The sequence below is a fragment of the Pseudomonas sp. Irchel 3A7 genome (assembly GCF_900187565.1).
Classification (GTDB): Bacteria; Pseudomonadota; Gammaproteobacteria; order Pseudomonadales; family Pseudomonadaceae; genus Aquipseudomonas.
Genome location: NZ_FYED01000003.1, coordinates 99,847 through 120,208, shown reverse-complemented (window position 1 = coordinate 120,208; position 20,362 = coordinate 99,847). Strand labels below are relative to the sequence as shown.

21 protein-coding genes and 1 other RNA gene are annotated in these 20,362 nt (G+C 58.9%); 5 read left to right on the top strand and 17 right to left on the bottom strand.

From position 1 onward, the window contains the following. Nucleotides 1–3: 3 nt before the first annotated feature. The 9 genes from mraY to rsmI form a co-directional block, all read right to left on the bottom strand. The gene (gene mraY, locus CKW21_RS05480) at nucleotides 4–1,086 is read right to left on the bottom strand and encodes a phospho-N-acetylmuramoyl-pentapeptide-transferase (RefSeq protein WP_008016698.1); all 1,083 of its coding nucleotides are present in this window, start codon (nucleotides 1,084–1,086) and stop codon (nucleotides 4–6) included. Beyond that, nucleotides 1,086–2,453: a UDP-N-acetylmuramoyl-tripeptide--D-alanyl-D-alanine ligase gene (gene murF / locus CKW21_RS05475; RefSeq protein WP_095192992.1), complete on the bottom strand. Its 1,368-nt coding sequence runs from the start codon at nucleotides 2,451–2,453 to the stop codon at nucleotides 1,086–1,088. The genes mraY and murF overlap by 1 nt, the downstream gene beginning before the upstream one ends. Then, the gene (locus CKW21_RS05470; protein WP_095192991.1) at nucleotides 2,446–3,909 is read right to left on the bottom strand and encodes a UDP-N-acetylmuramoyl-L-alanyl-D-glutamate--2,6-diaminopimelate ligase; all 1,464 of its coding nucleotides are present in this window, start codon (nucleotides 3,907–3,909) and stop codon (nucleotides 2,446–2,448) included. The genes murF and CKW21_RS05470 overlap by 8 nt, the downstream gene beginning before the upstream one ends. After that, complete coding sequence (locus tag CKW21_RS05465; RefSeq protein ID WP_170948635.1) at nucleotides 3,909–5,648, bottom strand: penicillin-binding protein 2; 1,740 nt, start codon at nucleotides 5,646–5,648, stop codon at nucleotides 3,909–3,911. The genes CKW21_RS05470 and CKW21_RS05465 overlap by 1 nt, the downstream gene beginning before the upstream one ends. Further along, nucleotides 5,648–5,941 carry a cell division protein FtsL gene (gene ftsL, locus CKW21_RS05460; RefSeq protein ID WP_095192989.1) on the bottom strand — a complete coding sequence of 98 codons (294 nt, stop codon included), beginning with the start codon at nucleotides 5,939–5,941 and terminating at the stop codon, nucleotides 5,648–5,650. The genes CKW21_RS05465 and ftsL overlap by 1 nt, the downstream gene beginning before the upstream one ends. Further along, nucleotides 5,938–6,885 (bottom strand): 16S rRNA (cytosine(1402)-N(4))-methyltransferase RsmH, encoded by a 948-nt coding sequence (rsmH, locus tag CKW21_RS05455; protein ID WP_371917507.1) that lies wholly within the window; start codon nucleotides 6,883–6,885, stop codon nucleotides 5,938–5,940. The genes ftsL and rsmH overlap by 4 nt, the downstream gene beginning before the upstream one ends. After that, nucleotides 6,882–7,337: a division/cell wall cluster transcriptional repressor MraZ gene (mraZ, locus tag CKW21_RS05450; RefSeq protein ID WP_003205355.1), complete on the bottom strand. Its 456-nt coding sequence runs from the start codon at nucleotides 7,335–7,337 to the stop codon at nucleotides 6,882–6,884. The genes rsmH and mraZ overlap by 4 nt, the downstream gene beginning before the upstream one ends. 446 nt (nucleotides 7,338–7,783) lie before the next feature. Then, an RNA gene (gene rnpB / locus CKW21_RS05445) (RNase P RNA component class A) lies at nucleotides 7,784–8,137 on the bottom strand. Nucleotides 8,138–8,212: 75 nt separating this feature from the next. Continuing rightward, nucleotides 8,213–9,085 (bottom strand): 16S rRNA (cytidine(1402)-2'-O)-methyltransferase, encoded by an 873-nt coding sequence (gene rsmI / locus CKW21_RS05440; protein WP_095193286.1) that lies wholly within the window; start codon nucleotides 9,083–9,085, stop codon nucleotides 8,213–8,215. A gap of 209 nt (nucleotides 9,086–9,294) precedes the next feature. On the opposite strand from rsmI, the gene CKW21_RS05435 reads away from it, so the two are divergent. From CKW21_RS05435 to CKW21_RS05420, 4 genes are all read left to right on the top strand, one after another. After that, the gene (locus CKW21_RS05435) at nucleotides 9,295–11,106 is read left to right on the top strand and encodes a penicillin-binding protein activator (RefSeq protein ID WP_095192988.1); all 1,812 of its coding nucleotides are present in this window, start codon (nucleotides 9,295–9,297) and stop codon (nucleotides 11,104–11,106) included. Beyond that, the gene (locus CKW21_RS05430; protein WP_095192987.1) at nucleotides 11,106–11,468 is read left to right on the top strand and encodes a YraN family protein; all 363 of its coding nucleotides are present in this window, start codon (nucleotides 11,106–11,108) and stop codon (nucleotides 11,466–11,468) included. Before CKW21_RS05435 ends, CKW21_RS05430 begins: the two co-directional genes overlap by 1 nt. 101 nt (nucleotides 11,469–11,569) lie before the next feature. Next, nucleotides 11,570–12,163 (top strand): phosphoheptose isomerase, encoded by a 594-nt coding sequence (locus CKW21_RS05425; protein ID WP_095192986.1) that lies wholly within the window; start codon nucleotides 11,570–11,572, stop codon nucleotides 12,161–12,163. Next, nucleotides 12,160–12,738: a BON domain-containing protein gene (locus CKW21_RS05420; protein ID WP_095192985.1), complete on the top strand. Its 579-nt coding sequence runs from the start codon at nucleotides 12,160–12,162 to the stop codon at nucleotides 12,736–12,738. The genes CKW21_RS05425 and CKW21_RS05420 overlap by 4 nt, the downstream gene beginning before the upstream one ends. 148 nt (nucleotides 12,739–12,886) lie before the next feature. On the opposite strand, the gene CKW21_RS05415 is transcribed toward CKW21_RS05420, so the two are convergent. The 7 genes from CKW21_RS05415 to rplM all read right to left on the bottom strand — a co-directional run bounded on the left by CKW21_RS05415 (nucleotide 12,887) and on the right by rplM (nucleotide 17,775). Further along, nucleotides 12,887–13,300 (bottom strand): ClpXP protease specificity-enhancing factor, encoded by a 414-nt coding sequence (locus CKW21_RS05415; protein ID WP_095192984.1) that lies wholly within the window; start codon nucleotides 13,298–13,300, stop codon nucleotides 12,887–12,889. Nucleotides 13,301–13,316: 16 nt separating this feature from the next. Further along, nucleotides 13,317–13,934 carry a glutathione S-transferase N-terminal domain-containing protein gene (locus CKW21_RS05410; protein WP_007989864.1) on the bottom strand — a complete coding sequence of 206 codons (618 nt, stop codon included), beginning with the start codon at nucleotides 13,932–13,934 and terminating at the stop codon, nucleotides 13,317–13,319. Nucleotides 13,935–14,084: 150 nt separating this feature from the next. After that, nucleotides 14,085–14,867, bottom strand: a complete 783-nt coding sequence (locus tag CKW21_RS05405; RefSeq protein WP_095192983.1) for a cytochrome c1 — start codon at nucleotides 14,865–14,867, stop codon at nucleotides 14,085–14,087. Further along, nucleotides 14,867–16,078 (bottom strand): cytochrome bc complex cytochrome b subunit, encoded by a 1,212-nt coding sequence (locus CKW21_RS05400; protein WP_095192982.1) that lies wholly within the window; start codon nucleotides 16,076–16,078, stop codon nucleotides 14,867–14,869. Before CKW21_RS05400 ends, CKW21_RS05405 begins: the two co-directional genes overlap by 1 nt. Next, nucleotides 16,078–16,671 (bottom strand): ubiquinol-cytochrome c reductase iron-sulfur subunit, encoded by a 594-nt coding sequence (gene petA / locus CKW21_RS05395; RefSeq protein WP_095192981.1) that lies wholly within the window; start codon nucleotides 16,669–16,671, stop codon nucleotides 16,078–16,080. Before petA ends, CKW21_RS05400 begins: the two co-directional genes overlap by 1 nt. 268 nt (nucleotides 16,672–16,939) lie before the next feature. Continuing rightward, nucleotides 16,940–17,332, bottom strand: a complete 393-nt coding sequence (rpsI, locus tag CKW21_RS05390) for a 30S ribosomal protein S9 (protein WP_003228056.1) — start codon at nucleotides 17,330–17,332, stop codon at nucleotides 16,940–16,942. 14 nt (nucleotides 17,333–17,346) lie between these two features. Further along, nucleotides 17,347–17,775, bottom strand: coding sequence for a 50S ribosomal protein L13 (rplM, locus tag CKW21_RS05385; protein ID WP_003228062.1), 429 nt, complete (start codon nucleotides 17,773–17,775; stop codon nucleotides 17,347–17,349). Nucleotides 17,776–18,020: 245 nt separating this feature from the next. On the opposite strand from rplM, the gene CKW21_RS05380 reads away from it, so the two are divergent. Further along, nucleotides 18,021–19,061 (top strand): NADP(H)-dependent aldo-keto reductase, encoded by a 1,041-nt coding sequence (locus CKW21_RS05380; RefSeq protein WP_095192980.1) that lies wholly within the window; start codon nucleotides 18,021–18,023, stop codon nucleotides 19,059–19,061. A gap of 102 nt (nucleotides 19,062–19,163) precedes the next feature. Here CKW21_RS05380 and CKW21_RS05375 read toward each other — a convergent pair whose 3' ends face one another. Further along, nucleotides 19,164–20,300 (bottom strand): acyl-CoA dehydrogenase family protein, encoded by a 1,137-nt coding sequence (locus tag CKW21_RS05375; protein WP_095192979.1) that lies wholly within the window; start codon nucleotides 20,298–20,300, stop codon nucleotides 19,164–19,166. Between the last annotated feature and the right edge of the window lie 62 nt (nucleotides 20,301–20,362).

Genomic DNA, 20,362 nt, shown 5'->3' with positions numbered 1-20,362 from the left:
TTTCTACCTCAGCTTCAGAGTGGCAAGGCCAATCAGCACGAGAATCACGGTGATGATCCAGAAACGGACGATCACGCGCGGCTCGGGCCAGCCCTTGAGTTCAAAGTGGTGATGAATCGGCGCCATGCGGAATACGCGGCGACCGGTCAGCTTGAAGGACGCCACCTGAATGACGACCGACAGGGTTTCCATCACGAACACACCGCCCATGATGAACAGGACGATTTCCTGACGGACGATCACGGCAATGGTGCCCAGGGCCGCGCCCAGCGCCAGTGCTCCGACGTCACCCATGAAGACTTGCGCCGGGTAGGTGTTGAACCACAGGAAGCCCAGCCCCGCACCGATCAGCGCGCCGCAGAACACGATCAATTCACCGGCGCCCGGTACGTAAGGAATGAGCAGATATTCGGCGAATTTCACGTTACCCGACAGGTAGCAGAAAATCCCCAGGCCACCGCCGACCATCACGGTCGGCATTATCGCCAGGCCGTCGAGACCATCGGTCAGGTTGACCGCGTTGCTCGAACCGACGATCACGAAATAGGTCAGGACGATGAAGCCTGCACCCAACGGAATGCTGTAGTCCTTGAGCATTGGCAGGATCAGGGTGGTTTCAACCGGCGTCGCGGCGGTCATATAAAGGAAGATCGCCGCGCCCAGGCCGAACACCGACTGCCAGAAATATTTCCAGCGGCTCGGCAAGCCGCGGGAGTTCTTCTCGATCACCTTGCGGTAGTCATCGACCCAGCCAATGGCGCCGAACAGCAGGGTCACCAGCAGCACGACCCAGACATAACGGTTGGTCAGGTCAGCCCACAACAGGGTACTGACGCCAATGGAAGACAGAATCAACGCGCCGCCCATGGTCGGGGTGCCCGACTTGGACAGGTGCGATTGCGGGCCATCGTTACGAACGGACTGGCCGATCTGACGGTTCTGCAGGGTGCGGATCATCCACGGGCCATAGCACAGCGACAAAACCAGCGCGGTCAGTACACCGAGAATCCCGCGCAGGGTCAGGTACTGGAAGACCGCGAAGCCTTTGTAGAACTGTTGCAGATACTCCGCTAGCAGCAGCAGCATTAATGTTTCTCCAGACTGGTCCCGCACAAAGCGGCGACGATGTTTTCCATCGCAGCGCTGCGCGAGCCCTTGATCAAAATAGTGGTGTTTGTGTCTTGCTCGGCGCCCAAGGCCTTGATCAGCTCAGCCTGCGTGCTGAAGTGAAAAGCCTGTGGGCCGAAGGCGTTGACGGCGTGAAGCATCATTGGCCCGACCGCGTACAGCGCAGAAACCTTGCCCCGGGCGTAGTCGCCCACGTCGCGATGCCCCTGCTCCGCCCAATCGCCCAACTCGCCGATATCTCCGAGCACCAGAACGGTGCGGCCGGAAAAGCCGGCCAGTATATCAACGGCGGCGCACATGGAGGTGGGGTTCGCGTTGTAAGTGTCATCGATCACGCGCATGCCATTGCTGGCCAGTTGCGCGACGGTGCGCCCCTTGACCGGCTGCACTGCGCCCAGGCCCGTGGCGATGCCGAACAGCGACACCCCCAACGCATGGGCGGCGGCCGCAGCCGCCATGGCATTGGCAACGTTATGGGTGCCGAGCAGATTCAACTGAACGCGCTCCACACCTTCGGGTGCATGCAGATTGAACGCCGGGCAGCCACGCGCGTCGGTGGTCAGATCGCTGGCATGGAAATCTGCGCGGCTGTTGCTCAGGGCAAACGTCAGCACCTTGCGGCCGGCTGCGCGTTTCTTCCAGATCTCGAACGCCTTGTCATCCAGATTGAGTACGGCGACGCCATCGGCATCCAGCCCTTCAATGATCTCGCCCTTGGCTTCGACGATTTTTTCCGGCCCGCCGAACTCGCCAACGTGGGCAGTCCCGGCATTGTTGAGAATGGCCACGTGGGGCTTGGTCATGGCGACGGTGTAGGCAATTTCACCCAGGCGCGATGCACCCAGTTCGATCACGGCGGCAGTGTGTTCCGGCGCCAGTTCCAGCAGGGTCAGCGGAACGCCGAGGTCGTTATTCAAATTGCCACGGGTGGCCAGTACCGGACCGCGGGTACGCAGGATGCTCGCGAGCATTTCCTTGACCGTGGTCTTGCCGCTGGACCCCGTGACGGCTGCAACCGGCTGAATGAATGCCGAACGATTCAGTGCGCCCAGTTTCCCCAATGCCTGACGGGTGTCGCCTACCAGCAATTGCGGCAAGCTGCTGCCGGCGACTTCGCGCTCGACCAGTGCCGCCACGGCGCCTTTGGCCGCCACGTCATTGAGATAGTCATGACCATCGAAACGCGGACCGGCCAAAGCGATAAACAGCTGGCCCGGCTTGATGGCGCGACTGTCGATGCTGACACCGTCGAAGCTGGCATCGGTACCGATCAAACGGGCGCTCAATGCGCCGGTCAGTTCGCTGAGTTTCAAGGCTTTAAGCATGGGCTACCTCCCACACGGTCAAGGCATGATCGGCCTCGACCAGATCAGAGAAGGCATGACGCTCGCCGTTGATTTCCTGATAGTCCTCGTGACCTTTTCCAGCCAGCACGATCACGTCGTCGGCCGACGCTCCAGCAATCAGCTGGGCAATCGCCTGGCCACGTCCGGCAACGAAAGTGACTTTGTCCACAGCCGTGAAACCAGCGCGGATGTCGTCGAAAATGATCGCTGGATCTTCGGTACGCGGGTTGTCGTCGGTGACCAGCACGCCGTCGGCCAATCGCTCGACCACTTCGGCCATCAGCGGACGCTTGCCGCGATCGCGGTCGCCGCCGCAGCCGAACAGGCACAGCAAGCGACCTTTGACGTGTGGGCGCAAGGCAGACAGGACTTTTTCCAGGGCGTCCGGGGTGTGGGCGTAATCGACGACTACCAACGGCTGGGTACCACCGCCGAGGCGCTGCATGCGACCGGCCGGGCCTTCGAGCTTCGGCAACACTTTAAGAATTTCGTCCAGTGGGTAGTCCAGGCCGAGCAAGGCGCCAATGGCGGCCAACACGTTGCTCAGATTGAAACGACCGAGCAAGGTGCTGCGCAGGTGGTGCTCGCCCTGCGGCGTGACCAGCGTGGCGCGCACCCCTTCGTCGTCGAACTGCGCTTCGCGGCAATACAGGTAAGCGCTTTTGTCGAGCAGGCTGTAGGTGATCAAGCGCGACTCACGCTTGTCGGCGGCCAGTTGCCGACCGAAATCGTCGTCGAGGTTCACCACCCGACATTTCAAATCGTTCCAGGCGAACAGCTTGGCCTTGGCTTCGCCATAAGCGTGCATGGTGCCGTGATAGTCCAGGTGATCGCGGGACAGGTTGGTCATCACCGCCACATCGAACGCCAGCGCGGTGACCCGGCCCTGGTCCAGGCCATGGGACGACACTTCCATGGCCACCGCTTTGGCGCCGGCCTTTTTCAAGTCGCCAAGGGTCGCTTGCACGGCAATCGGATTCGGCGTGGTGTGCAGGCCGCTTTCCAGCGCGCCGTAGAAACCGGAACCCAGGGTGCCGACGATGCCGCAGTGCTGGCCAAGCAGGTCCAGCGCCTGGGCCACCAGTTGGGTCACGCTGGTCTTGCCGTTGGTCCCGGTCACACCGATCAGGTTCAGGTGATGACTGGGTTCGCCATAAAAACGTCCGGCGATATCCGACAGCTGCGCCGCCAGGCCCTTGACCGGAATCAATGGCACATCGGTGATCGGCAGCACGGTGGCGCCTTCCACTTCATAAGCTACGGCAGCGGCACCGCGCTGCAATGCATCGCCGATATGCGAGCGACCGTCGAACCTGCCGCCCGGCACCGCGAGAAACAGGTCACCGGCGCGCACGTTGCGGCTGTCGAGTGCCAACTCACGGATCAACAGATCGTGACCGGCGTGGGGAAATATCTTGTTCAGACTTAATGACATCAGCCGCGCCCTCCATTGGCTTTCAGCGGAACGACCGGGGTGGCGTTGGCTTGTTGAACAGGTGGCAAATTGTCCGGGGTAACGTTCATCAGGCGCAGGGTGCCGGACATCACTCGGCTGAACACCGGCGCCGAAACCAGACCACCGAAGTAACCAGCCTTGGTCGGCTCATCGATGACGACCACGATGGCGTAACGCGGATCGCTCATCGGACCGAACCCGGCAAACAGCGAGCGGTAGGAATTCTCGGCATAACCTTTGGTGCCGACCGAGGTTTTACGCGCAGTACCGGACTTGCCGCCCACGTGATAGGCCGGCACCTGCGCGCGGAATACGCCGCGCGGAGCCTCGATCACCTGTTGCAGCATGGTCTGCATGGTTTTCGCGACCGTTTCCGGCAACACCTGCGTGGTTTGCGGTGTTTTGTCGGTTTTGATCAGTGTCAGCGGCGCGAGGCGGCCGTTGTTGGCCAGGGCCGAGAAGGCATGCACCAGCTGGATCGCCGTCACCGAAATACCGTAGCCGTAGGACAACGTGGCCGTCTCGGCCTTGCGCCACTCGCGGTAGTTCGGCAGGTTGCCGACGCGCTCGCCCGGGAAGCCGAGGCCCGTGTCCTGGCCGAGGCCAAGTTTCTGCGCCAGACGGAAAATGGTTTCACCGCCGATATCGAACGCAACCTTACTCATGCCGACGTTACTGGAATTGATCAGGATGCCGGTCATATCCAACACCGGACCTTCCGTCTTGGAGACGTCCTTGATGGTGTATTTCCCGATCTGCAAAGTGCCCGGATACACCTCGACACTGTCGGTCGGCTTCCAGCGCCCGGTTTCGATGGCGGCGCTCATGGAAATCGCCTTCATGGTCGAACCCGGCTCGAATACGTCGATCATCGCGCGGTTACGCATCATCGCCGGTTGCAGGTTACGGCGGTTATTCGGGTTGTAGGTCGGCTGGTTGACCATGGCGAGGATTTCGCCGGTCTTCACATCCATGATCACCAGGCTGCCGGCCTTGGCGCCGTTCTCGATGATTGCGTTGCGCAGTTCGCGGTTCGCCAGATATTGCAGGCGCAGGTCAATGGACAACGCCAAGGGCTTTCCGGCCTTGGCGTTTTTGGTGACCTGGACATCCTTGATCAGCCGGCCGCGCCGGTCCTTGATGACCTGTCGTTTGCCGGGGACTCCAGCAAGCCATTCCTCATAGGCCAGTTCGACACCTTCTCGACCATGGTCATCGATGTCGGTAAAACCCACCATGTGGGCGGTGACTTCACCGGCCGGATAGAAACGGCGAAACTCTTCGATGCCGTAAACTCCCGGCACTTTCAAGTCGAGCACAGCCTGACCCTGCTCAGGCGTCAGCCCGCGCACCAGGTAAATGAATTCTTTATTGGCCTGGGCTTCGAGACGCTCGGCCAGGGCTTTCGGGTCTTGCCCCAGCGCAGCAGCCAGCGCCGGCCACTTTTCCTTGGCCAGCTGCATTTCCTTGGCGTTGGCCCACAGGGTAGTCACCGGCGTACTGACGGCCAGAGGCTCGCCGTTACGGTCGGTGATCAGACCACGGTGAGCCGGAATCGGAATGTGACGAACGCTGCGCGCGTCACCCTGACCTTTGAGGAAGTCACGGTCGACCACTTGCAGATCGATAATGCGCCAGGCGATCGCCGCCACCATGACACCGAGCAGACCCAACACCAGGCGAAACCGCCAGGGAAAGAGTGCGCCTTCGAGTTTCATCATGGCGCCACCATCTGCACTTCGGCGGCACCGGGAATGCGCATTTTCAGTTGTTCAGTGGCCAGCACTTCGATACGGCTATGGGCCGTCCAGGTGCTCTGCTCAAGAATCAATCGGCCCCACTCGGCCTGGGCCTTGTCGCGCACGCTCAACTCGTTGTACAGCGAATTCAGCAGCTGACGATTCCAGTGGGCGCTGTAGGACACGCCGATGGCAGACATGAGCACGCCAACGAACAGCAGCAGCATGAAAAAGCTTCCGCCGGGCAGTGGCTTGGCGAAAAGCTTGCTCACCGCAGCTTCTCCGCCACACGCATGACAGCGCTACGGGAACGTGGGTTGGCCTTGAGTTCGGCGTCGGAGGCCGTCTGCGCTTTGCCATGGACTTTGATTTTCGGTTCGAAGGCGACATGCCGAACCGGCAGGTTGCGCGGCAGGTTGTCGGCTTCGCCTTTCACCAGCTTGCGCATGAACAGTTTGACGATACGGTCTTCGAGGGAGTGGAAGCTGATTACCACCAGACGGCCGCCCACTTCCAGGCAGTCGAGAGCGGCTTCGAGGCCGGCTTCCAGATCGCCCAGTTCGTTGTTTACGTGAATACGCAGGCCCTGGAACGCACGGGTAGCAGGGTTCTTGCCCTTTTCCCAGGCCGGGTTGGCGACTTTCAACACTTCAGCCAGATCGGCGGTGCGCTCGAACGGCTTGATGTCGCGACGCTCGGCCACGGCACGGGCCATGCGCCCGGAAAAACGCTCTTCGCCGTATTCCTTGAACACCCGGGCGATTTCTTCCACCGGTGCGCTGTTGACGAACTCCGCCGCACTGATCCCGCGGGACGGGTCCATGCGCATGTCCAAAGGACCGTCGTTGAGGAAGCTGAAGCCGCGCTCAGGATCGTCGAGTTGTGGCGAAGACACACCGAGGTCGAGCAAAACGCCGCTGACCTTGCCGTGCAGACCACGCTCTGCGACTTCGGATCCAAGCTCTGCAAAGCTGCGCTGCACAACGACAAAGCGGCCGTCTTCGGCCGCTAGCGTCTGCCCGGTGGCAATCGCTTGAGGATCTTTGTCGAATCCGAGCAACCGACCATCAGGACCGAGCCGGCTGAGAATCATCCGGCTATGCCCGCCGCGCCCGAACGTGCCATCCAGATAGCAGCCATCAGGACGTACGGCGAGAGCCTCGACGGCTTCGTCAAGCAGTACGGTGATGTGGTTAAAGCCGCTATCAATAGTCACAGGATCAAATCACGCAGTTCATCAGGCATGGCGCCCGGTTGTTGAATAGCAGCCAGGTCGGCGGCAGAAACCGCATTCCAGGCATCCTCGTCCCACAATTGGAACTTGTTCAGTTGGCCTACCAACATCGCGCGCTTATCCAACTTGGCATATTCACGAAGACGCGGCGGAACCAGGAAACGACCACTGCCATCGAGCTCGAGGTCGACGGCATTACCAATCAGTAAACGTTGCAGGCGGCGGTTCTCTTCGCGAAGCGAAGGCAGTGCGCGCAGTTTGGTTTCAATAATTTCCCACTCATCGAGGGGGTAAACACACAAACACGGATCAACGGCATCAATTGTGACGATCAACTGACCGGAACTACGCGAAACGAGCTCGTCACGGTACCGGCTCGGCATGGCGAGACGGCCCTTTGCATCGAGACTGATAGCGTTGGCTCCGCGAAACACGTCAGCGTTTCTCCAAATATTAGCGTTTTGCGCTCAAAAAACCCACTTCATGCCACTTTCCGCCACTTGCGCACACTATAGGAATGCGCCCACCACACCGTCAAGGCGCGGATTAAAGGAAAACCCTTACAGAACTGAGATTTAGGAGCATAAAAGGAGGGGTAACGAGAATCCGGCAGATGCATTCGCCCAATAACTTGAATCAGCACAGAAGGCTGCGTTCGAAAGTTAAAGTGATTTATTAAGAGTAAGATTTTTTCGGTATTACGAAAGTGCTTATGCCGACGTTTTGAAAGGGGGAGAAATCGGGTACCGCATGGAGTTTATGCGTTCGTTACCAGAGCAGGCCAATCGATATCACAAAACGCCTTCTATCGTGATCTGCACGAAGGGAAATGGCGATCACCGCCCCCGCTCAAATGATTTAAGCAGAGGGTAGAAAAAAGGTGGAGAGTCGATCTGTAAGCCGGGTTCTGTCTTGAACAGTCATTCGTCTACGATGGCCATCACTGGACATCTTTAGCAACCTACCCGGTCCCAGCGCGGGCCACGCCTTGGGACCCTATTTGGTCTTGCTCCAAGTGGGGTTTACCTAGCCACGAACTGTTGCCAGACGTGCGGTGCGCTCTTACCGCACCTTTTCACCCTTACCGGCGCCGAAGCGCTTAGGCGGTTATTTTCTGTGGCACTTTCCGTAGGCTCACGCCTCCCAGGCATTACCTGGCACTTCGCCCTATGGAGCCCGGACTTTCCTCCCCCCCCTAATTTTCATAGAGGGCAGCGACTGTCCGATCGACTCTCCGCCGCGAAGGTTAACGGCAGAGCGCCCGAAGAACAAGCGATAAACGCCTTCAGCCACGCCTGCGCGTCGGGTTTTACTCGCCCTTCTGTTTATCCAGCGCAACTTGATAGAGCACATTCTTGCGCTCACCGGTAATTTGCGCCGCCAATGCCGCAGCACGCTTGAGCGGCATTTCCTCAAGCAAGAGGTTGAGGATGCGCATCGCTTCGCTGCTGACAGCGTCCTCGCTCTCGGGAGCCGACCAACCTGCCACCAGCACTACGCACTCGCCGCGCTGCTGATTACTGTCCGACTCGACGAACTGGCGCAACTCGGCCAGTGGCAAGCCCTTGAGGGTTTCGAATGTCTTTGTCAGCTCGCGCGCCAGCAATGCGGGGCGATCGGCGCCGAACACCAGCTCCATGTCTTGCAGACATTCAAGGATGCGGTGCGGGGCTTCGTAAAAGATCAGCGTGCGCGGCTCTTCCTTTATCGCCTCAAGACGAGCGCGTCGCCCCACCGCCTTGGCCGGCAGGAAGCCTTCAAAGATGAAACGATCCGACGGCAGGCCGGCCGCCGACAATGCAGCAACCAATGCACAGGCGCCCGGAACCGGCACCACATTGATCCCGGCCGCACGGGCCTGACGCACCAGGTGATAACCCGGATCGGAAATCAGCGGCGTTCCGGCATCGGAGATCAGCGCCACATCGTCACCCGCGAGCAAGCGGGTAATGAAGCGGCTGCCTTCATCGCGCTCGTTGTGCTCATGGCACGCCGCCAGTGGCGTAGGGATGCCGAAATGCTGCATCAAGCGCTGGGAGTGCCGGGTATCTTCGGCAGCGATCAATGCGACCTCGCGCAGGATCTTCAGCGCGCGCGCACTGATGTCATCCAGGTTGCCGATGGGCGTCGCCACCACATAAAGCGAGCCAGCAGCGGAATTCAAAGCACCTGGAGCAGTCAAAGCGCACACCTCATGATCGATAAAGCCGCCATTGTAACGCGTAGCGACGCTGGCGATATGTGCAAGCACCATCAGGTTTTGCAGCTGTTTGTGCCGCATCGCAACATTTACACCAGCTAAATTGATCGATTCACGCCAGCAACATCGCGCCCCGGCCAGCGCTTGGGTACAATTCCACGCTAATTTGATCGAGTATCAGGAACACTTACATGATCGCTTGCCTGCGGCTGTTCACTGCCCTCTGCCTCGCTGCCTTGCTGGCGGCTTGCGCCAGCTCGCCCTCCTCCAGCCTTGGCGAACTCCCACGGACCCCGGACGCCAGTATCGAGCAACTGCTTGAAAAGGCCGCCCAAAGCAAATCGCCGGAAGACGCCGCCTTGCTGCGCCTGAGCGCAGCAGACCTGGCCTACCGCCAGGGCAACGCCGCCCAATCCGCGCAGATCCTGCAGCAAGTGCCCGTGGAGCAACTCAAGCCCGGCCAGCAGGTATTCGCCAACACGCTGGCCGCCGAATTGGCCATGACCCGTAACCAGCCGAAAGCTGCGCTGACCGCCTTGAGCCATCCGAGCCTGCAGCGCCTGGGGGAATTGCCGGAAGAGCAACAGGTCCGCACTGGCACCGTCCGTGCTCGCGCACTTGAAGCCGATGGCCAGACCCTGGCTGCCGCCCGGGAACGCATCTTCATCGCTCCGATGCTCAGCGGCGAAGCCGCCGGCAAAAACCACGAAGCCATCTGGGTACTGATCGCCTCGCTACCGACCGACCAACTGCAACCAGGCACCGCCGATGACCTCGGCGGCTGGATGGCCCTGGCTCTGGCGGTAAAAACTGCCGGCACCCTGGAACAGCAGCAGGCCGCCATCGACAACTGGCGCAAGCAGAACCCGAAACACCCAGCCGCCGTTCAATTGCCGCTGCCACTGACCAAACTCAAGGAACTGGCCAGCCAGCCCCTGAGCAAGATCGCCCTGCTGCTGCCGCAAGACGGCCAGCTGGCCTCGGTCGGCAAAGCATTGCGCGAAGGTTTCATGGCCGCTCACTACCAGGCCCAACAAGCCGGACAGCAACCACCCGCCATCGAATTCTATGACAGCTCACGCCTGACCTCCCTCGACGAGTTCTATCGCAAGGCCCAGGCCGATGGCGTGCAACTGGTCGTCGGCCCGCTGGAGAAGCCGCTGGTCAAACAGCTGAGCACTCGCCCGCAATTGCCGATCACGACCCTGGCACTGAACTACAGCGAAGGTGAACAAGGTCCGGCGCAACTGTTCCAGTTTGGTCTTGCAGCCGAAGACGAAGCCCGTGAAGTGTCCCGCCGCGCCCGCGCCGACGGTCTGCATCGCGCAGCCATCATGGTGCCGAAAGGCGAATGGGGCGACCGCGTACTGCGGGCGTTCAGCCAGGACTGGCAAGCCAATGGCGGCAGCATCGTTGCCACCGAACGCGTCGACCAGCCGGTTCAGTTGGCCCAGCAGATTGCCGACATGTTCCAGCTGCGCCAGAGCGAAGGTCGCGCCAAGAGCCTGCAAAGCACGGTAGGTTCGCAAGTCGCCGCCCAGCCTTCCCGTCGTCAGGACATCGAGTTCATCTTCCTGGCCGCCACGCCGCAACAGGCCCAGCAGATCAAACCGACCCTGAACTTCCAGTACGCGGGCGATGTTCCGGTTTACGCCACGTCCCACGTGTTCAGCGCCAGCGGCGACGTGAACCAGTACAACGACATGAACGGTATTCGCTTCTGCGAAACCCCATGGCTTCTGGATGCCAATGATCCACTGCGCAAACAGGTCACGGCACAATGGCCTCAAGCCGCTGGCAGCCTGGGTCGCCTGTACGCAATGGGTGTCGATGCCTATCGCCTGGCACCACGCCTGGGGCAGCTCAAGGCCCTGCCGGACAGCCGCATCGAGGGTCAATCGGGCAGCCTGGGCATGACGCAGAACCAGCGCGTCGTGCGGCAGTTGCCATGGGCCGAGTTCATCAACGGTCAGGTTCAACGCCTGCCGGACACTTCGCGCTGATGCCTGACAGGTCACGCCAGCAAAGCGGTAAGGATGCCGAGCGCCAGGCGCTCGAGCATCTTCAACAACAGGGTCTGCGCCTGCTGGCGCAGAACTGGTTGTGTAAACGCGGCGAGCTTGATCTGGTCATGCTAGATGGCGATACAGTAGTATTCGTTGAAGTTCGCTACAGAAAAAACACTCAATGGGGTGGCGCGCTCGATAGCATCGATGAGCGCAAACGGCAGAAACTGATTTTTGCCGCGCAGTATTTTCTTCAGCGCGAGTCGCGCTGGGCCAATTCCCCTTGCCGTTTCGACGTGGTTGCCATTGATAGCGACCTCGATCAGTTGAACTGGTTACAGAATGCCTTCGACAGCTGATCGCTTGCACCCCGAACCGGATAACACCCAACACTTTTGCTCTTTGTTTTGCGGGCTGCACATTCACGTGCCGGACAGCCGCGCTCATTAAGGTCACACAGATGGACATGCAATCCCGAATTCGCCAGCTTTTTCAGGCCAGTATCGACACCAAGCAACAGGCGATGGAAGTACTTGCACCGCACATCGAGCAAGCCAGCCAGGTCATGGTCAACGCCCTGCTCAATGAAGGCAAAATGCTTTCCTGTGGCAATGGTGGCTCCGCCGGCGACGCCCAGCACTTCTCCTCCGAGCTGCTCAACCGCTTCGAGCGTGAGCGTCCGAGCCTGCCCGCCATTGCGTTGACCACCGACAGCTCGACGATCACCTCGATCGCCAACGACTACAGCTACAACGAAGTGTTCTCCAAGCAGATCCGTGCCCTCGGCCAACCGGGGGATGTCCTGCTGGCAATTTCCACCAGCGGTAACTCGGCGAACATTATTCAAGCGATCCAGGCCGCACATGATCGCGAAATGATTGTCGTAGCATTGACCGGTCGCGATGGCGGCGGCATGGCGTCGCTGCTATTGCCCGAGGACGTGGAGATTCGCGTACCGGCCAACGTCACCGCACGTATTCAGGAAGTCCACCTGCTGGCGATCCATTGCCTTTGCGATTTGATCGACAGCCAACTGTTCGGGAGTGAAGAATGACCCCTAATCGCCTCGGCCTACTGGCCCTGACCCTGTGCCTCGGCATCAGCGGCTGCACCTCGGTGGTTAAAGCCAGCCGCGAAGCACCGATTGAAGATGACCGTGGCACCCGCACCTTCGGCAGCAAGATCGACGATTCCCTGATCGACACCAAGGTTGGCGTAAATGTCGCCAAGGCCGACCCGGCACTGGATAACGACTCGCACATCGTCGTCACCAGCTTCAACGGCGTCGTGCTGCTCGCCGGCCAAACACCGCGCGCAGACCTCAAGGCCAAGGCCGAACAGGCTGCTGCCGCTGTCCAGCGCGTGAAGACGGTGCATAACGAACTGCAAGTGCTGCCGCCTTCTTCGCTGCTGGCACGCCAGAACGACACCTGGCTGACCACCAAGATCAAGACCCAGATGCTCGCAGACCCGAACATCCCCGGCTCGCGCATCAAGGTTGTCACCGAGAACGGCATCGTCTACCTGCTGGGTTTGCTGACCAAACAGGAAGCGGCTCAGGCGACCAATCTGGTGCAGGGTGTTTCCGGTGTTCAGAAGATCGTGAAGCTGTTTGAGTACATCGACTGAGATGCGCCTGCAGGAGCGAGCTTGCTCGCGAAAAACGTTCTGATATTGCGTTCATTCAGACAGCTAGCACCGCCGCTCACCTCCATCGCGAGCAAGCTCGCTCCTACGAAGTAACAAAAAAGGCGATCCTTGCGGATCGCCTTTTTTATTACTTCACCACTTTCAGGCTCGGCCGACCGCTGGGACGCGGCGGCTCGCTGTCAGGTGGCGGAATATCATCATCCGGCTCGATCTCATCCTCATCTTCCAGAGGCGATTCCAGATCGAACACCATGCCCTGACCGTTCTCCCGTGCGTAGATACCCAGGATCGATGCGATAGGCACATACAGCGTATGCGGCACACCACCGAAGCGGCCTTCAAAGCTCACCGCTTCGTTATCCATGTGCAAATGGCGCACGGCTTGTGGTGATACGTTCAGGACAATCTGCCCGTCACTGGCAAACCCTTGCGGCACCTGGACCGACGGATACTCGGAATTGACCAGCATGTGCGGGGTGCAATCGTTGTCCACAATCCACTCGTAGAGCGCGCGGACCAGATAAGGTCGACTGGAGTTCATAGCGGCTCCTTAAGCCTTAGCGCATGTCGCGTTCGACACCAGACAGACTCGCCTGGAAAGCCTCACGCGCAAACTGGCGCTCCATGTAATCAAGCAACGGCTTGGCTGGCCGTGGCAGTTCTATACCCAGAATCGGCAATCGCCAGAGTATTGGCAATAGGCAGCAATCCACCAGGCTTTGTTCCTCACTGAGGAAAAACGGCTTGTCGGCGAATAACGGCGACACGCCGGTCAGGCTTTCGCGCAATTCCTTGCGCGCCACGGCACGAGCGGCTTCCTTGGTCCGCGAATCCAGAATCAGATCCACCAGGCCACACCAGTCTCGCTGTATGCGATGCATCAGCAGACGGCTGTTGGCACGCGCCACTGGATAAACCGGCAGCAGCGGCGGGTGCGGATAACGCTCATCCAGGTATTCCATGACCACCGTAGATTCCCACAACGCCAGGTCACGATCGACCAGGGTGGGCAAACTGCCGTAAGGGTTCACTTCGATCAGTTTAGGCGGCTGACGGCCAGCTTCCACGTAAATGATCTCGGCGCTGACACCCTTCTCTGCCAGTACGATTCGCACCCGGTGGGAATAGTGGTCGGCGGGGTCGGAGTAACAGGCCAACCGATTGGTCACGCCCATGGCGATCCTCCTCGCTTGTAAAAATAATCGAAAGCGGAAAAACGAGCGCGCCCAGAGGGCGTCTCCCGTAACGCCTGGCCAGCCAGACTCGTTACACCTTCAGAGACGCCCTTGGGCGCGCGCGATTAACAGCAATTGCTTGAAGCGTTATCAGTGCACGTCTTTCCAGTACTCACGCTTGAGCAAGTAAGCGAATACGAAGAAGAACGCCAGGTACAGCAATACATAGGTACCAATGCGCTGATGTTGCAGCTTAACCGGGTTAGCCGAGTAAGCCAGGAAGGTTACCAGATTCTTGACCTTCTCATCGAACTGCTCTTCGGTCAAAGATCCACTCTTCGGCACGATGGTCAACTGATCGCACGCTTCATGAGTCAGCGCCGTACCGGTCAACGGATCATATTGCTTCTTGCCGTCTTCGACGATCTGAACCTGTTTGCAACCGATGACCTGACGACCTTGCAGGCCGACCAGGACGTTAGGCATGCCGACGTTCGGGAAGACCTTGTTGTTCACACCCCAAGGGCGCGACGGATCTTCATAGAACGACTTCAGGTAGCCGTAGAGCCAATCGGTACCGCGAACGCGAGCCACCAGGGTCAGGTCCGGCGGCGCCGCTCCGAACCAGGTCTTGGCGTCAGCCGGCTGCATGCCGATGTTCATGTGATCGCCGATCTTGGCGCCGGTGAATACCAGCTTTTCAAGCATCAGTTCGTGAGGAATGCCCAGGTCGTCGGCCACACGCTCATAGCGCTGAAACTTGGCGCTATGGCAGCCCATGCAATAGTTGGCGAACGTACGCGCACCATCCTGCATGGCAGCTTTGTCGGACACGTCGATGTCGATCTTTTCAAGCTCCGGGCCACCGTGTTCAGCAGCGAAAGCGAACACTGGCAGCGCAGCAAGCATCAATACCGCAAATAGCTTTTTCATCAGCCAGTCACCCTTTCCGGAACCGGTTTGGTCTTCTCGAGCCTGGTGTAGAACGGCATCAGAATGAAGTAGGCGAAGTACAGGAAGGTACATACCTGCGACAGCAACGTACGGCCTGGCGTCGGGGCCAGAACACCCAGAATGCCAAGGATCACGAACGAGATGCAGAACACCACCAGCCAAATCTTGCTCATCCAGCCTTTGTAGCGCATCGACTTGACCGGGCTGCGGTCCAGCCACGGCAGGACGAACAGCACTGCAATGGCCGCACCCATGGCGATAACGCCAAGGAGCTTGTCCGGGACCGCCCGCAGAATCGCGTAGTACGGCGTGAAGTACCAGACCGGAGCGATGTGCTCAGGTGTCTTGAACGGGTTGGCTGGCTCGAAATTCGGCTTCTCGAGGAAGTAACCGCCCATTTCCGGGAAGAAGAACACGATAAAGCAGAAGATGAACAGGAACACCACCACACCGACGATATCTTTCACGGTGTAGTACGGGTGGAAGGCAATGCCGTCCAGCGGTATGCCGTTTTCGTCCTTGTGCTTCTTGATGTCCACGCCGTCCGGGTTGTTCGAACCGACTTCGTGCAACGCCAGAATGTGCAGCACCACCAGACCCAGAATCACGATCGGCAAGGCCACCACATGCAAGGCGAAGAAGCGGTTCAGGGTGATACCGGAAATCAGGTAGTCACCACGGATCCACTGGGTCAGGTCGTTGCCGATGACCGGGATCGCACCGAACAGCGAGATGATCACCTGGGCGCCCCAGTAGGACATCTGGCCCCACGGCAGCAGATACCCCATGAAGGCTTCAGCCATCAGCGCCAGGTAGATCAGCATGCCGAAGACCCACACCAGCTCCCGTGGCTTCTGGTAGGAACCGTAGAGCAAGCCACGGAACATGTGCAGATAGACCACGATGAAGAACGCCGAAGCGCCGGTGGAGTGCAGCAGACGCAGGATCGAGCCGTACTCGACGTCGCGCATGATGTATTCGACGGAAGCAAACGCTTCTTCCGCCGACGGGGTGTAGCTCATGGTCAGCCAGACACCGGTGACGATCTGGTTGACCAGAACGAGCAGCGCCAGGGAACCAAAGAAATAGAAGAAGTTGAAGTTCTTCGGGGCGTAGTACTTGCTGAGATGGTCTTCCCACATTTTGGTCGCGGGAAAGCGCGCATCAACCCAATCCATGAACTTGCTCATCACGCTTTCTCCGTATCGACGCCAATGATAATGATTTCATCGGTCTCATAGGAATGCGGGGGAACTGGCAGGTTCAAAGGCGCAGGTTGCGACTTGTAGACGCGGCCAGCCAGGTCGTAATGGGAGCCGTGGCAAGGGCAGAAATAACCACCCACCCAGTCCTTGCCAAGGTCAGCGGGAGCCACTTCGGGACGGAATGTCGGCGAGCAACCCAGATGCGTGCAGATACCAATCAGCAGCAGAACCTCAGGTTTGATCGAACGGGTTTCCGGATCGACATAGGTCGGTTGTGTCGAGTTCTTGGAGGTCGGGTCAGACAGCTGACCCTCGATCTTTTTCAGATTCCCCAGGATTTCCTCAGTACGGCGGACGATGAATACCGGCTGGCCGCGCCACTCAGCAATCATCTGCTGGCCTGGCTCGATTTTGCTGACATTCACTTTCACCGGTGCACCTGCGGCTTTCGCCTTGGCACTGGGAAACCATGACCCCACGAACGGGACCGCAGCCCCCACCGCTCCTGCAGCACCCACCACGGATGTGGCTGCTACCAAGAAGCGACGCCGGCCTGCATTCACGCCGTCATTGCTCATTCAGTCCTCTCCCATCAGCTTTGTGGCCTGTTAAATCAGGCATCTACTAAGTAAAACTCTGTACTTATAAAAATTTTGCCGAATGGTAATGAAAAGCCCCAATTCTGACAAGGTAATTACCCCAGGGCACCACTGCCAAGCCTTGTAGTATAGGGCCTCTACGGATGTGGCAAGTTGTCACAGCGCAATTCTTTGATAAATCGCAGGCACAAAAAAACGCCCAGCTCCGTGAGGAAACTGGGCGTTCTTTTTTGAACGTGGAAACGAATTAACGCTTCGAGTACTGCGGACGCTTACGCGCTTTACGCAGACCAACTTTCTTACGTTCAACTTCACGTGCATCGCGGGTTACGAAGCCGGCTTTACGCAGAGCGCTGCGCAGAGTTTCGTCGTAGTCCATCAGAGCGCGGGTGATGCCGTGGCGGATTGCGCCAGCTTGACCACTTACACCACCGCCGATCACGGTGACGTAGATGTCGAATTTCTCGACAGTCTCAGTCAATTCCAGCGGCTGACGAACTACCATGCGGGCAGTTTCGCGGCCGAAGAAATTATCCAGCGAACGGTTGTTGATGGAGATGTTACCAGTACCCGGACGCAGGAAAACGCGTGCGGTTGCGGTCTTGCGACGGCCAGTGCCGTAATTTTGAGTCGCCGACATAATGAACTATTCCGTTAAATCTTCAGTTCTTGGGGCTGCTGAGCAGTATGAGGGTGTGCAGCGCCCGCATAGACTTTCAGCTTACGGTACATGTCGCGACCCAGCGGGTTCTTAGGCAGCATGCCTTTGACCGCGGTCTCGATCACGCGCTCAGGGGCCTTGGCGATCAGCTTTTCAAAGTTGATCGACTTGATGCCGCCCGGGAAACCGGAGTGGGAGTAGTACATTTTGTCAGTGGTTTTAGCACCGGTAACACGGATCTGCTCGGCGTTGATAACGACGATGTAGTCGCCGGTGTCAACGTGAGGAGTGTACTCAGGCTTGTGCTTGCCACGCAGACGGCTCGCGATTTCGGTGGCCAGACGACCCAGGGTCTGACCAGCAGCGTCGACGACAAACCAGTCGCGCTTTACTGTTTCCGGTTTAGCAGTAAAAGTTTTCATTCTTTATAGCCTCAGGGGCCGCCCTGTAAATTAGACGGCGGATCTTACTGAATAGTGCGTACTTTGACAAGTCAAAGGCAGCCGGATACAGACGCTTTCGGGGGCTCGGGTCGGCGCGTCCGTTCAACGGCAAGATTCTTCGGCGGCGGCGCATCACTTCCACTGCAGAAAGAGGTGCGCAATTATGCAGATTGCGAAAAATAATTCAACCTGCTTTTATGATTGTTTTGCCCAAGGAGCACCCGATGGACTATCGCCAGCTAGGCCGGACCAATCTGAACGTGAGTGCAATCTGCCTCGGCACCATGACCTGGGGTGAGCAAAACAGCGAAGCCGAAGCCTTCGCCCAGATTGAGCGAGCCAAGGGCGCCGGGATCAATTTCATCGACACCGCCGAGATGTACCCGGTGCCGCCCAAGGCCGAAACCTACGCCACCACCGAACGCTACATCGGCAATTACTTCAAAAGCCGCGGCGATCGCGCCGACTGGATCCTCGCCAGCAAGATCGCCGGCCCCGGCAATACCATCGACTACATCCGCGACAAAAACCTGCGGCACAATCGACAGCACATCACCGAGGCCGTGGATGCCAGCCTCAAGCGCTTGCAGACCGATTACATCGACCTGTATCAATTGCACTGGCCGGAGCGCAGCACCAATTTCTTCGGGCAACTGGGCTATAAGCACAAGATCGAAGCCAATCTGACGCCGCTGGAGGATACCCTCGAAGCGCTCGACGAACAGGTCAAGGCCGGCAAGATCCGCCACATCGGCCTGTCCAATGAAACCCCGTGGGGCACCATGCGCTTCCTCGCCCTGGCCGAAGCCCGTGGCTGGCCTCGCGCGGTGTCGATCCAGAACCCCTACAACCTGCTCAACCGCAGTTTCGAGGTCGGCCTGGCGGAAATTGCCATTCGCGAACAATGCGGCTTGCTGGCCTATTCGCCGCTGGCGTTCGGTTTTCTCTCAGGCAAGTACGAAGGTGGCGCCCGCCCGCCAAAAGGCCGCCTGAGCCTCTACAGCCGTTTCAGCCGCTATTTCAACCCGCAGTCGGAAGCAGCTTGCAGCCGTTATGTTGCACTGGCGCGCGAACATGGCCTGGACCCGGCACAAATGGCGCTGGCATTCGTGACGCAACAACCCTTCGTGACCAGCAACATCATCGGGGCGACGACGCTTGAGCAGCTGGACAGCAACATTGCCAGTTTTGATCTGAAACTGTCGGACGAAGTACTGGAAGGGATCGAGGCGATTCACAAGGACCAGCCGAATCCGGCACCTTGATTGATTCATGGACCCATTCGCGAGCAGGCTCGCTCCCACAGGAACTCATCTGGCCTGTGGGAGCGAGCCTGCTCGCGAAAACGATCTGACAGTTCCTGCAAATCAAAGCGACCGCGCAATGATCTCCTTCATGATTTCATTGGTCCCGGCATAAATCCGCTGCACCCGCGCATCCGCCCACGCCCGGGCAATCGGGTATTCCCACATGAACCCGTAGCCGCCGTGCAACTGCACACACTCATCGAGCACCTTGCATTGCAGGTCCGTACCCCAGTACTTGGCCATCGCCGCCGTGGGCACGTCTAGCTTGCCTTGCAGGTGCAGTTCCAGGCAACGATCGACAAAGACCCGACCGATCTGAATTTCGGTCGCCATCTCCGCCAATTTGAAACGGGTGTTCTGGAAATCGGCAATTGCCTTGCCGAATGCCTTGCGTTCGCGGGTGTAATCCAGCGTCCATTGCAACGCCGCTTCGGCTGAAGCCAGGCCGCCGATGGCCACGGTGAGACGTTCCTGAGGCAATTCCTGCATCAGGTAGGCGAACCCCATCCCGGCCTGGCCCAGCAAGTTCTCCTTGGGCACCCGTACATCCTGGAAGAACAGCTCCGACGTGTCCTGGGCCTTCATGCCGACCTTCTCCAGGCGCTTGCCCTTGTCGAAGCCCGGCGTATCGGCCTCCACCAGAAACAGACTGGTACCCTTCGCCCCCGCCTTCGGATCGGTCTTGGCGACGACAATCACCAGGTCAGCGAGATAGCCGTTGGTGATGAAGGTTTTCGAGCCGTTGATCACATACTCGTCGCCATCCAGCACCGCAGTGGTCTTCACGCCTTGCAGATCGGAACCGGCACCCGGTTCGGTCATAGCGATGGCAGTGACCATCTCCCCGGAAACCAGTTTCGGCAGGTATTTGTGTTTCAGCGTTTCACTGCCGTAATGCAGGATGTAAGGCGCAACGATGTCCGAATGCAGGGAGAAACCGATGCCGGTGAGCCCCAGGCGCCCCACTTCTTCGATCACCACTGCGCTGTAGAGAAAGTCCGCCCCCAGCCCGCCGTATTCTTCCGGCAGATGCGAGCACAACATCCCCGCCTCCCCTGCCTTGTTCCAGAGTTTGCGGTCGATATAGCCTTGTTTTTCCCATTGCCCATGGAACGGCACGGCCTCCTTTTCGAGGAACGTTCGCACGCTGTCGCGAAAAAGCTCGTGCTCGGAACTGAACAAGGTTCTGGGGATCATGCGGCACCTGTCGTTATTTTTAGAAGAGATTGACCTTCAGAGACTAAGCCCCGCGTCCGATA

Excerpts from the sequence above, each read along its gene's own strand:
- CKW21_RS05375 (WP_095192979.1), bottom strand. The coding sequence starts at position 20,300 with ATGATCCCCAGAACCTTGTTCAGTTCCGAGCACGAGCTTTTTCGCGAC.
- petA (WP_095192981.1), bottom strand. The coding sequence starts at position 16,671 with ATGAGCAATGACGGCGTGAATGCAGGCCGGCGTCGCTTCTTGGTAGCA.
- CKW21_RS05380 (WP_095192980.1), top strand. The coding sequence starts at position 18,021 with ATGGACTATCGCCAGCTAGGCCGGACCAATCTGAACGTGAGTGCAATC.
- CKW21_RS05435 (WP_095192988.1), top strand. The coding sequence starts at position 9,295 with ATGATCGCTTGCCTGCGGCTGTTCACTGCCCTCTGCCTCGCTGCCTTG.
- CKW21_RS05415 (WP_095192984.1), bottom strand. The coding sequence starts at position 13,300 with ATGAACTCCAGTCGACCTTATCTGGTCCGCGCGCTCTACGAGTGGATT.
- CKW21_RS05470 (WP_095192991.1), bottom strand. The coding sequence starts at position 3,909 with ATGTCATTAAGTCTGAACAAGATATTTCCCCACGCCGGTCACGATCTG.
- mraY (WP_008016698.1), bottom strand. The coding sequence starts at position 1,086 with ATGCTGCTGCTGCTAGCGGAGTATCTGCAACAGTTCTACAAAGGCTTC.
- rplM (WP_003228062.1), bottom strand. The coding sequence starts at position 17,775 with ATGAAAACTTTTACTGCTAAACCGGAAACAGTAAAGCGCGACTGGTTT.
- CKW21_RS05465 (WP_170948635.1), bottom strand. The coding sequence starts at position 5,648 with ATGAAACTCGAAGGCGCACTCTTTCCCTGGCGGTTTCGCCTGGTGTTG.
- rpsI (WP_003228056.1), bottom strand. The coding sequence starts at position 17,332 with ATGTCGGCGACTCAAAATTACGGCACTGGCCGTCGCAAGACCGCAACC.
- murF (WP_095192992.1), bottom strand. The coding sequence starts at position 2,453 with ATGCTTAAAGCCTTGAAACTCAGCGAACTGACCGGCGCATTGAGCGCC.
- CKW21_RS05420 (WP_095192985.1), top strand. The coding sequence starts at position 12,160 with ATGACCCCTAATCGCCTCGGCCTACTGGCCCTGACCCTGTGCCTCGGC.
- CKW21_RS05405 (WP_095192983.1), bottom strand. The coding sequence starts at position 14,867 with ATGAAAAAGCTATTTGCGGTATTGATGCTTGCTGCGCTGCCAGTGTTC.
- CKW21_RS05425 (WP_095192986.1), top strand. The coding sequence starts at position 11,570 with ATGGACATGCAATCCCGAATTCGCCAGCTTTTTCAGGCCAGTATCGAC.
- CKW21_RS05400 (WP_095192982.1), bottom strand. The coding sequence starts at position 16,078 with ATGAGCAAGTTCATGGATTGGGTTGATGCGCGCTTTCCCGCGACCAAA.
- CKW21_RS05430 (WP_095192987.1), top strand. The coding sequence starts at position 11,106 with ATGCCTGACAGGTCACGCCAGCAAAGCGGTAAGGATGCCGAGCGCCAG.
- CKW21_RS05410 (WP_007989864.1), bottom strand. The coding sequence starts at position 13,934 with ATGGGCGTGACCAATCGGTTGGCCTGTTACTCCGACCCCGCCGACCAC.